This is a genomic window from Micromonospora sp. AMSO12t (assembly GCF_008806585.1).
GTDB classification, from domain to species: Bacteria; Actinomycetota; Actinomycetes; order Mycobacteriales; family Micromonosporaceae; genus Micromonospora; species Micromonospora reichwaldensis.
The window spans coordinates 1-9,616 of sequence record NZ_WAAS01000245.1; the positions used below are offsets into that span (position 1 = coordinate 1).

A 9,616-nucleotide genomic window follows, 5' to 3' on the forward strand; every position below is an offset into this window, starting at 1 on the left:
CGCCGCCGACCCTGGCCGCCGGCCCGGTCACGGTGAACTTCAAGGGCGAGTTCTTCTCGTGGGCGCTGATGGACCGGGAGACCGGCGAGATCTCCGGGTCGAAGAACCTGGCCTCGACCAGCTCCACCGAGTCGATGATCAAGGCCTGGTTCGCGGCGGACTACCTCAACCAGCTCGGCGACAAGCCGCTGCCGGCCGAGCGGAAGAAGCAGATCACCACCGCCATCCGGGACAGCAACGACGACGCCGCCAACGCCCTCTACAGCGCGGTGGGCCGGGCCGGCACGATCAGGCGGATGGTCAGCACCTGCGAGCTCACCGACACCAAGCCGGGCAACGTGCCCGGTTACGTGGGCTGGTGGAGCTTCACGCGGATGTCCCCGCGTGACGCCGTCCGGCTCGGCGACTGCATCGCCGACGGCACGGCCGCCGGCCCCAAGTGGACGAAGCTCCTGCTGGACGAGATGAGCAAGGTCAGGGGCAGCACGGCCGCCAAGGACCAGAATCCCCGCTTCGGCGGCGGCCGTTGGGGCATCATCGACGGCCTCCCCCAGTCGATCGTCAGCCAGGGCCCGGTCAGCATGAAGAACGGCTGGACCCCGCTCAACTACGACGGCAACTGGCACGTGAACTGCCTCGCGGTGACCGACAGGTGGAGCCTCGCGGTGATGCTCCGCTACCCGCAGAAGAGCGGCCTCAACTACGGCGCGCAGGTCTGCGCCTCGGTCGCCAGCCAGCTCGTGACTCCGCAGCCGGGCGCCGCCCTCAAGGTGCCTCAGCAGCCCGCCGGGAAGCTCTGATGACGCGACGGCGTCGGGCCGACGAGCCCGCCGACGCCTCCCCCCGCAGGCTCATCGCCATCGCGGTGGTCCTCATCTGCCTGGTGCTCGTCTCGCTGCGGCTGCTGCCGGGCTCGCCGTTCGAGTCCCGCGCCGCCGCCGAGTGGGGCATCCCCGCCGGCCCGGCCGAGCGCGCCACGACCGCCCCCAGCGACCGCAGCTCCCGACCCTCGCCGTCGCCGAGCCCGACGCCGGAGCCGGAGCCGCTGCCGTTCGAGGCCAAGGAACTCGACCTGGACATCGAGGGCTGGTACTCCTGGAGCGTCCTCGACCGCCGCACCGGGGAGATCATCGGCTCCGACAACATGGACGAGACCAGCACCACCGCGTCGCTGATCAAGGCATGGATCGTCGCCGACCACCTGCGCCGCGCCGACGAGAACGGCCAGACCCCGAGCGCCGCCAAGCTGGCCGACGCCACGAAGATCATCCGGGACAGCGACAACACCCGGACCCAGCAGTTCTACAACGCGCTGGGCGGGTCCGCCTCGATCAAGCGGCTGCTCTCCAAGTGCGCGCTGACCGACAGCAGCGTCGCCAGCGACGGCGGCTGGAGCCGGACGAAACTCTCCCCCCGGGACACCGCCCGGATGGGCGCCTGTATCGCCGACGGCCGCGCCGCGGGCCCGAAGTGGACCAAGTGGCTGATCAACGAAATGCGTCTGGTCAGGGGCGGCGGCGACTTCGGCATCCGCAAGGCGTTCCCGGCCGCCGAACGCAAGACCATCGCCATCAAGAACGGCTGGATCGACCGGACCAAGGAGCAGGAGATGCACATCAACTGCCTGGCCATCGGCGACACCTGGACGATGGGCGTGATGGTCCGCTACCCGATCGGCAAGGGCTACGAGTACGGCATGAAGAACTGCCAGAAGATCACCGAAGCCCTCCTCCGCCCCACCACCTAGCCCCGCCCACCGCCCCGGGCCGGCCAGAGGTTCAGCCCGTGAAGAAGGCCGGGCCGGAGGCGGGCAGGGGCGGGGCGGCGTCGATGGCGGCGGCGCGACGCGCGAACTCGCGCAGGCCGGCCACCTGGCGCTCGCCGAGGGAGAAGTCCAGCGCCCGGAAGTACGTCGCCAGGGTCGCCGCGTCGAACGGCTCCCAGCGCGCGGCCGCCTCGGCCACCTGGTCCAGCTCGGCCAGGCAGAGGTCCCGGGAGCGCAGGAACGCCTCGTGCACCTCCTTGACCAGGCCGGGGTGGGCGGCGGCGAAGTCGCGGCGTACCGCCCAGACGGCGAAGACCATCGGCAGGCCCGTCCACTCCCGCCACGCCTGCCCGAGGTCGGTGACCTCCAGCCCGCGCTTCGGCGCCTCGTAGAGGGCGCGTAGCGCCACGTCGCCGATCAGCACCCCGGCGTCGGCCTCCAGCAGCATCTGGGTCAGGTCGGGCGGGCAGCGGAAGTACTCGGGGTTCACCCCGTACCGCTCGCCGAGCAGCAACTGGGCCAGCAGCACCCCGGTCCGCGAGGTCGAGCCCAGCGCCACCTTGCCGTGGCCGAGCTCGGCCAGCGGGCGGGTGGAGACGACGTTGACCGACAGCACCGGGCCGTCGCTGCCGACCGCCAGGTCGGGCAGGAGCAGCAGCTCGTCGGCGTGCCGCAGGTACTCCACCTGGGAGATCGGACCGATGTCCAGGTCACCGGCGACCAGGGCGGCGCTGAGCCGGTCCGGGGAGTCCTTGTGCAGGTCGACGTCGATCAGGGCGCCGGAGCGCATCAGCCCCCAGTAGATCGGCAGGCAGTTCAGGAACTGGATGTGCCCGACCCGGGGGCGTGCGACGTGCTCAGCCATGCCCCGACCGTATCCCCGCCACCGTTGCGTGGCTCAGTGGGCCGGGGTGGGAGTGGCCAACCCCGCATCCGCCGGGTGGTCGCCGTCCCCCGCCTCTCCTGGCGCGCCGTCCGCACCGCCCGCCCGGGCCGCCGCCGTCGACCCGGCGCCGGCCGCCCGGACCCGTCGGACGGACCGGACGACGGCGGGCACGAACGCCACCACGACCAGCAGGCCGACCGCGCCGGCCGCCGCGATCAGGGGTCGCGGCGACAGCAGCGCCAGCAGGGCGCCCCCGATCAGGTAGCCCCCCATCGAGCCGCCCTGCACGGCCGCGCCGTAGAGGGCGTACGCCCGGCCGCGCGACGCCTCCGGCACGCGCCGGGCGGTGAGCAGGTTGGCGAAGACGTTCTCCCCGCCGTTCGCCGCGCCCGCGACCAGCCAGAGCGGGACCAGCAGCGCGGCCGTGGGCACGGCGGCGGCAACCATCACCATGAGGCAGATGCCGCCGAGCGTCGCCAGCACCCCGTACACCAGGGCGCCGTCGTCGGTGAGCCGGTGGGCCAGCCGGGCGCAGAGCCAGCTGCCGGGCAGCATCCCCGCCATCCAGGCGGCACCGACCAGCCCGTACACCGTGGGCGAGCTGTCGAGGGTCTCGCGGATGAAGAAGACCTCGACCACGTTGATGCCGCCGACGGCGGTGATGACCGCGGCCGTGCTGACGACGACGGCCAGCAGCAGCGGGTCGCCGCGCAGCCGCCACGCCGGGGCCCGTTCCGTCCCGGACGCGGGTGCGGCCGTGGTCCGCCGGCCGCCCCTGCGGGTGCGCAGCAGCAGGCCCGCGGCCACCAGGGCGAGGTAGCTCCCGGCGTCGATGAGCAGGGGTACGCGCGCGCCGAACTGCCCGACCAGCAGCCCGGCGAGTACCGGGCCGCCGAGCGCGCCCAGGCTGCTGGCCGTCTGGCTGATCGCGCTCGCCCGGGGCAGGTCGGCGGGGCGCACCATCGCCGGCAGCAGCGCCGCCAGGCAGGGGTGGGTCACGGCCAGCCCGCAGGCGAGCAGCGCGACGAGCCCGATGATCAGGGCCGGGTGGGTGGCGAAGGCGAGCAGGGCGCAGACGGCCGCCTGCCCCAGGCCGGCGGTGACCAGCAGCTTCCGGCTGTCCACCCGGTCAGCGAGGCGCCCGGTGAGCGGGGCGAGCACCACCAGCGGCAGGGTGGCCGCCAACAGCAGTCCGGACACGGCGATGCCGCTGGCGCCAGCGGACTGGAGGGCGAGCGCCAGGGCCGTGGCGGCGAGGAAGTCACCGCACATCGAGGTGCCGCGCGCGGTGGCGGCGAGCCAGACGTCGGACCAGCGCGACCCGTCAGTTGTGAAGGACATACTTCGAAAATAATCCTTCACAACTGATCGAAGCAACCCCTCTTACGCCAGCGGCACCGCCCGGTACTGCACCGCCACCGTGCGCGCCCCGGTAGGCGGATCCGCCTGCCGGTTCCGCTGCCGGTACGGCTCGAACAACGCGCTCACCGCCTCGTTCAGCCCGGCCAGCTCGTCGGCGGTGAGCAGCAGCAGCGTGTCGCTGAACAGCGCGACGTCGTACCACTCGGCGGGCTCGTCGCCGGCGCGGCGCAGCCATTCCCGGGTCCGCTCCATGTCCCGGGCCGCGTGCGCCTCCACCAGCGCCTCCTCGGCCGCGCGCGCCTCCGGGCCGGCGGACTGTCCCGCGTCGACCATCAGGCCCCGGCCGACCGTGCGCCACAGCCGCTCGCGCGCGTCCCCCCGGCTCGGCGCCTGCTCCACCAGGCCCGACTTCGCCAGCGCCCGGAGGTGGTAGCTGGTCGCGCTCGGCGACAGCCCGGCCACCTCCGCACACTCGGTGGCGGTCGCGCCGCCCTCCACCACGCCCAGGTGTTCCATGATCGCGATTCGGGCCGGATGGGCCAGCGCCCGCATCACCTGCGGGTCGCTGATCGTGATCCGGCGCTGTTCGGGACGCGCCTCCGTCATGTGTCCATGATTCCTGGTCGCCCGCCCACCGCGGGTCGCCGGTCGCCCGGCACCGGAGGCACAGCGGCGGGCGGCGGCGCCACGGTCGAAATCCGGTGGAGCGTCACGCGCCCGGCGCGTAGGCTGTCAGGTCGCTTGACGGCCAGGGTGAGGTGACCACCGCATCGGACGTCCCGCGCCGGGGGCCGGCCCATCCGCCCGCCGGACACGCGAGCGACCGGCAGATGACCCGATGGGATCCACCGTGACCGCAATCGACCCCGACCTCGACGCCGACCTCACCGCCGAACGCGAGCACCTCGCCACCTCCCGGGCCGCCCTGACCCAGATGCGGGAACGCGCCCAGGCCCTCTTCTCCACCGGCGACCAGGTGGCCGGCGACGCGTACGCGGCCGAAACCCTCGGGCGCACCCTGGCCCGTCGGGTCGCCGAACTCGCCGACGACCCCACCACGCCGCTCTTCTTCGGGCGCCTCGACTTCGGTTCGGCGACCGGGGCCCCGCCCGCCGACGCCCCGCCCGGCGACCCCGGCGACGGGCCGGACGGGTGGCACGCGGACCACGCCGGGCGGCGCTACCACGTCGGCCGGCGGCACGTCACCGACGACCGGGGCGAGCCGCTGGTGCTGGACTGGCGGGCCCCGGTCTCCCGGTCGTTCTACCGGGCGAGCGCGCGCGACCCGCAGGGCGTGGCGGTACGGCGCCGCTTCGGATTCAGCAACGGGACGCTGACCAGCTTCGAGGACGAGCGCCTCGACCGGGGCGAGGAACTGGGCACGACCAGCCGGATCCTGACCGCCGAGATCGAACGGCCGCGCGTCGGGCCGATGCGTGACATCGTCGCCACCATCCAGCCCGAGCAGGACGAACTGGTCCGGGCGGACCTCGCCGACTCGATCTGCGTGCAGGGCGCCCCGGGCACCGGCAAGACGGCCGTCGGCCTGCACCGGGCCGCGTACCTGCTCTACCTGCACCGGGAGCGGCTGCGCCGCTCCGGCGTGCTGATCGTGGGACCGAACCGGGCATTCCTGTCGTACATCGCGGCGGTGCTGCCGGCACTCGGCGAGGTCGAGGTCGAGCAGGCCACCGTGGAGGACCTGGTCGCCCGGGTGCCGGTGCGGGCCGTCGAGGACCCGGCGGTGGCCGCGGTCAAGCACGACGCCCGGATGGCCGAGGTGCTGCGCCGGGCCGTCGACGCGCACATCGGCGAGCCGACCGAGCCGATCATGGTCTCGGACGGCTCGTTCCGCTGGCGGATCGGGTTGGACCCGCTGCACCGGGTGGTCCAGGAGACCCGCCGGGAGCGGCTGCCGTACGCCACGGGGCGCGAGCGCGTCCGGGCCCGGGTGGTGGCGCTGCTGCAACGGCAGGCCGAGGCGCGGCGCGCCGAGTCGCCGAGCGACGCCTGGCTGCGCCGGATGGGCAAGGCCACCCCGGTCACCGCCTTCCTCGACGCGGTCTGGCCGGCGCTCACCCCGGAAGGGCTGGTGCACGCCCTGCTCGGCGACCCGCAGCGGCTCGCCGCGGCGGCGGACGGGCTGCTCGACGCCGAGGAGCAGGCGCGGCTGTGCGGGCTCGCCGCCCCGACCCTCGCTGCCGACCCGACGGCGGCGGCCGGCACCCCGGACCCGGCGGCCGGCCCGACCACGGCAGCCGAGGCCCCGGCTCTGACGGCCGGCACCACGCGGGCCCCGGCGCGGCGTCCCGCCCCGGCCGGCACGAAGCTCGGGCGTACGCCGAAGGCCACGAAGTGGACGGCGGCCGACGCCGTGCTGATCGACGAGGCGGCCGGGCTGATCGAGCGGCCGGGCGGCTTCGGGCACGTCGTCGTCGACGAGGCCCAGGACCTCTCTCCGATGCAGTGCCGGGTGATCGCCCGGCGCAGCGAGCACGGGTCGATCACCCTCCTCGGCGACCTGGCCCAGGGCACCGCCCCGTGGGCCGCCGCCGACTGGCGGGAGTCCCTGCGCCACCTCGGCAAGCCGGACGCCGTCGTGGTCCCGCTGACGGTCGGGTTCCGGGTGCCCGCCGCCGTGGTGGCGTTCGCCAACCGGCTGCTGCCGGCGCTCGCCGTCGACGTCCCCCCGGCCGAGTCGCTGCGCCGCGACGGCGCGCTCGACGTGCGTACCGTCGACGACCTGGTCGCCGCGACGGTGGCCGAGGTGCGCGCGGCGCTGGCGTTCGACGGCTCGGTGGCGGTGATCGCCGCCGACGACGCGGTCGGCGGGCTGCGGGCGGCCCTGGAGGCCGCCGGCGTCGACACCGCGACCGTCGACGAGCCGGCCGCCGCGGCGCGCGTCACGGTGGTGCCCGCGACCCTGGTCAAGGGCCTGGAGTACGACCACGTCATCGTCGTCGAGCCGGCGGCGATCGTGGCCGCCGAACCGCGCGGCCTGCACCGGCTCTACGTGGTGCTCACCCGGGCGGTGTCCCGACTCGCCGTGCTGCACGCCCGACCGCTGCCCGCCCCGCTGGGCTGACCGGCCACTTGCGCAGGGAAGGTAGACAGGTGTCCGTGACACCCACGACGAGTCTCCCGTGATCCTCGCCCGCGCCGAGGCGGTCAGCCGCCGCTACGGCGACGTGCTCGCCCTCGACCGGGTCGACCTGGAGGTCTCCGCCGGCGAGCTGGTCGGCCTGCTCGGCCCGAACGGGGCCGGCAAGAGCACCCTGCTGAACCTGCTCGTCGGGCTGCGCCGGCCCACCGCCGGCCGGGTCGAGCTGTTCGGCGGCGACCCGCGCGACCCGGCGAGCCGGCGGCAGATCGGGGTCACCCCGCAGGAGACGGGCCTGCCCGGCACGCTGCGGGTCGGCGAGGTGGTGGACTTCGTCGCCGCCCACCACCCCGACCCGGTCCCCCGGGGCGAGTTGCTCGACCGCTTCGGCCTGGGCGAGCTGGCCCGGCGGCAGACCGGGGGCCTCTCCGGCGGGCAGCGCCGCCGGCTCGCGGTGGCGCTCGCCTTCGTCGGCCGGCCCCGGCTGGTGCTGCTCGACGAGCCGACCACCGGCCTGGACGTCGCGGCGCGGCACACCCTGTGGGAGGCGATCCGGGCGTTCCACGACGACGGCGGCACCGTGCTGCTGAGCAGCCACTACCTGGAGGAGGTCGAGGCGCTGGCCCGGCGGGTGGTGGTCATCGGGCAGGGCCGGGTGCTGGCCGACGACACGGTCGACGCGATCCGGGGCATCGTTGGCGTACGCCGGGTCAGCCTGGTCGCCGACGCGCTGCCCGCGCTGCCCGGCGTCGTCCGCACCGAGCGGATCGACGGCCGCACGCACCTGCTCACCACCGACGCCGACGAGCTGGTGCGGGCCCTGGTCACCGCCGGGGTGGCGTTCGCCGACCTGGAGGTCCGCCCCACCTCGCTGGAGGAGGCGTTCCTCGCCATCACCGCGACCGATGCGGAGCCCGGCTCCGGAGCCGACCGTCCGACGACCGCCGTGGCCGGCCCGCCGGCCACCGCCTGAGGGGACGGATCTCCCATGCGCCTCGCCCTGGTCCACGCCCGCTACCAGCTCCTGGAGACGGTCCGCATCCCGGTCGCCGTCGTCGGCAGCGCCTTCTTTCCGGCCGTCGCGATGCTCTTCTTCGTGGTGCCGTTCGCCGGGAAGGACCCGGTCGGCGCCACCTACGCCACCGCCGCCATGGTCACCTTCTCGGTGATGAGCGCGAACATCTTCCAGTACGGCGTCGGGGTCGCCGAGGACCGCGACCAGCCCTGGAACCCGTACACCCGGACCCTGCCGGCCGGGCCGGCGCCGCGCTTCGCCGGGCGGGTGCTGGCCGGGCTGGCACTCACCTACCTCTCCCTGGTGCCGGTGGTGGCTATCGGGGCGGCGCTCACCGAGGCGCGGGTCAGCGCACCGGCGTTCCTGCTGGCCCTGGCGATCGTCACGGTGATCTCGGTGCCGTTCACGCTGCTGGGTCTCGCCATCGGCTACTCGATGCCCAGCAAGGCGGCGATCGTGGTGGCGCAGGTCGTCTTCTTCCCGCTCGCCTTCGGGGGCGGGCTGCTCTCCGCACCGGACCAGGCGCCCGGCTTCGTCGAGGCCGTCGCGCCGTTCCTGCCGACCCGCGGCGCGGTGGAGCTGATGTGGGCGGCGGTCGGCGACTACCCGGTCAACCCGCTGTCGATGGTCATGCTCGGGGTCTGGGTGGTGCTGCTGGCGCTGCTGGCCGGGTGGGCGTACCGGCGCGACGAGGGTCGACGGTTCAGCTGACGTTTCGGCCGATCCGCCACGTGGCACGGCGGGTCGGTGCCACGATTCCGGCAGGGGCGTGCCGGCGTGGCCGTCCCCCGCCGAGAGGGGGATCGAGGTGAGCATCGTCCCGCCGGGCACACCCTGCTGGGTCGACCTCGCCACCCCGGGCCTCGCCGAGGCGCGGCGGTTCTACCCGGAGCTGTTCGGTTGGACCGGCCGGATCGACCCGGAGCCCGAGGCGGGCGGCTACACGGTCTTCCTGCTCGGCGGGCGGGCGGTGGCGGGCGCGGGTCCGCCGGCCATCCCCGACCAGGTGCCGATCTGGTCGACGTACCTGGCGACCGACGACGCGGACCTGGTGGCCGGGCGGGTCGAGCGGGCCGGCGGGCAGGTCGTGGTGCCTCCGTTCGAGGTCTTCGACCAGGGACGGATGGCGGTCTTCGCCGACCCCGCCGGGGCGTCGTTCAGCGTCTGGCAGCCGATGTCGATGCCCGGGGCCGAGGTCTTCGACGTCCCGGGGGCGCTGACCTGGACCGAGCTGGTCACCCCCGATCCGGAGGGCGCGAAGGTCTTCTACGAGCTGGTCTTCGGCTGGCAACCGGACGACCAGCAGGCGGGCCCGGTCACGTACACCGGCTGGCGGCTCGGCACCCGGATCGTGGCCGGCATGGTGCCACCGCTCGGCGACGGGTTCCCCGCGGACACGCCCGCGTACTGGTCGGTGTACTTCGCCGTGACCGACGCCGACGCGGCCGCCGCCCGCGCCGCCGAACTCGGCGGCACCATCCTCGTCCC

The 9,616-nt window shown here is 74.6% G+C and carries 9 protein-coding genes; 6 read left to right on the plus strand and 3 right to left on the minus strand.

Going from position 1 to position 9,616, the window contains the following annotated elements; translation table 11 throughout:
- Together F6X68_RS26165 and F6X68_RS26170 are read left to right on the plus strand one after the other, a co-directional pair.
- Positions 1–800, plus strand: an 800-nt coding sequence (locus tag F6X68_RS26165; RefSeq protein WP_151456772.1) for a hypothetical protein, incomplete at its 5' end; no start/stop codon positions are given.
- Positions 800–1,747 carry a serine hydrolase gene (locus F6X68_RS26170; protein WP_151456773.1) on the plus strand — a complete coding sequence of 316 codons (948 nt, stop codon included), beginning with the start codon at positions 800–802 and terminating at the stop codon, positions 1,745–1,747. The genes F6X68_RS26165 and F6X68_RS26170, both read left to right, overlap by 1 nt.
- A 31-nt stretch (positions 1,748–1,778) precedes the next feature.
- On the opposite strand, the gene F6X68_RS26175 is transcribed toward F6X68_RS26170, so the two are convergent.
- From F6X68_RS26175 to F6X68_RS26185, 3 genes are read right to left on the minus strand one after another with little or no spacing between them, the layout of a single operon-like run.
- Positions 1,779–2,630, minus strand: coding sequence for a menaquinone biosynthetic enzyme MqnA/MqnD family protein (locus tag F6X68_RS26175; protein ID WP_132232150.1), 852 nt, complete (start codon positions 2,628–2,630; stop codon positions 1,779–1,781).
- A gap of 33 nt (positions 2,631–2,663) precedes the next feature.
- Positions 2,664–3,992: an MFS transporter gene (locus F6X68_RS26180; RefSeq protein WP_151456774.1), complete on the minus strand. Its 1,329-nt coding sequence runs from the start codon at positions 3,990–3,992 to the stop codon at positions 2,664–2,666.
- Positions 3,993–4,034: 42 nt separating this feature from the next.
- Positions 4,035–4,619 (minus strand): helix-turn-helix domain-containing protein, encoded by a 585-nt coding sequence (locus tag F6X68_RS26185; protein ID WP_151456775.1) that lies wholly within the window; start codon positions 4,617–4,619, stop codon positions 4,035–4,037.
- A 232-nt stretch (positions 4,620–4,851) separates the two neighbouring features.
- Between F6X68_RS26185 and F6X68_RS26190 the strand changes: the two genes are divergently transcribed.
- The 4 genes from F6X68_RS26190 to F6X68_RS26205 form a co-directional block, all read left to right on the plus strand.
- The gene (locus F6X68_RS26190) at positions 4,852–7,098 is read left to right on the plus strand and encodes an AAA family ATPase (RefSeq protein ID WP_151456776.1); all 2,247 of its coding nucleotides are present in this window, start codon (positions 4,852–4,854) and stop codon (positions 7,096–7,098) included.
- Positions 7,099–7,156: 58 nt separating this feature from the next.
- Positions 7,157–8,086 (plus strand): ABC transporter ATP-binding protein, encoded by a 930-nt coding sequence (locus F6X68_RS26195; RefSeq protein ID WP_151456777.1) that lies wholly within the window; start codon positions 7,157–7,159, stop codon positions 8,084–8,086.
- A gap of 15 nt (positions 8,087–8,101) precedes the next feature.
- On the plus strand, positions 8,102–8,839 hold the full coding sequence (locus F6X68_RS26200) for an ABC transporter permease (protein ID WP_132232160.1): 738 nt from the start codon (positions 8,102–8,104) through the stop codon (positions 8,837–8,839).
- A 97-nt stretch (positions 8,840–8,936) separates the two neighbouring features.
- Positions 8,937–9,616, plus strand: a 680-nt coding sequence (locus F6X68_RS26205) for a VOC family protein (protein WP_151456778.1), incomplete at its 3' end; no start/stop codon positions are given.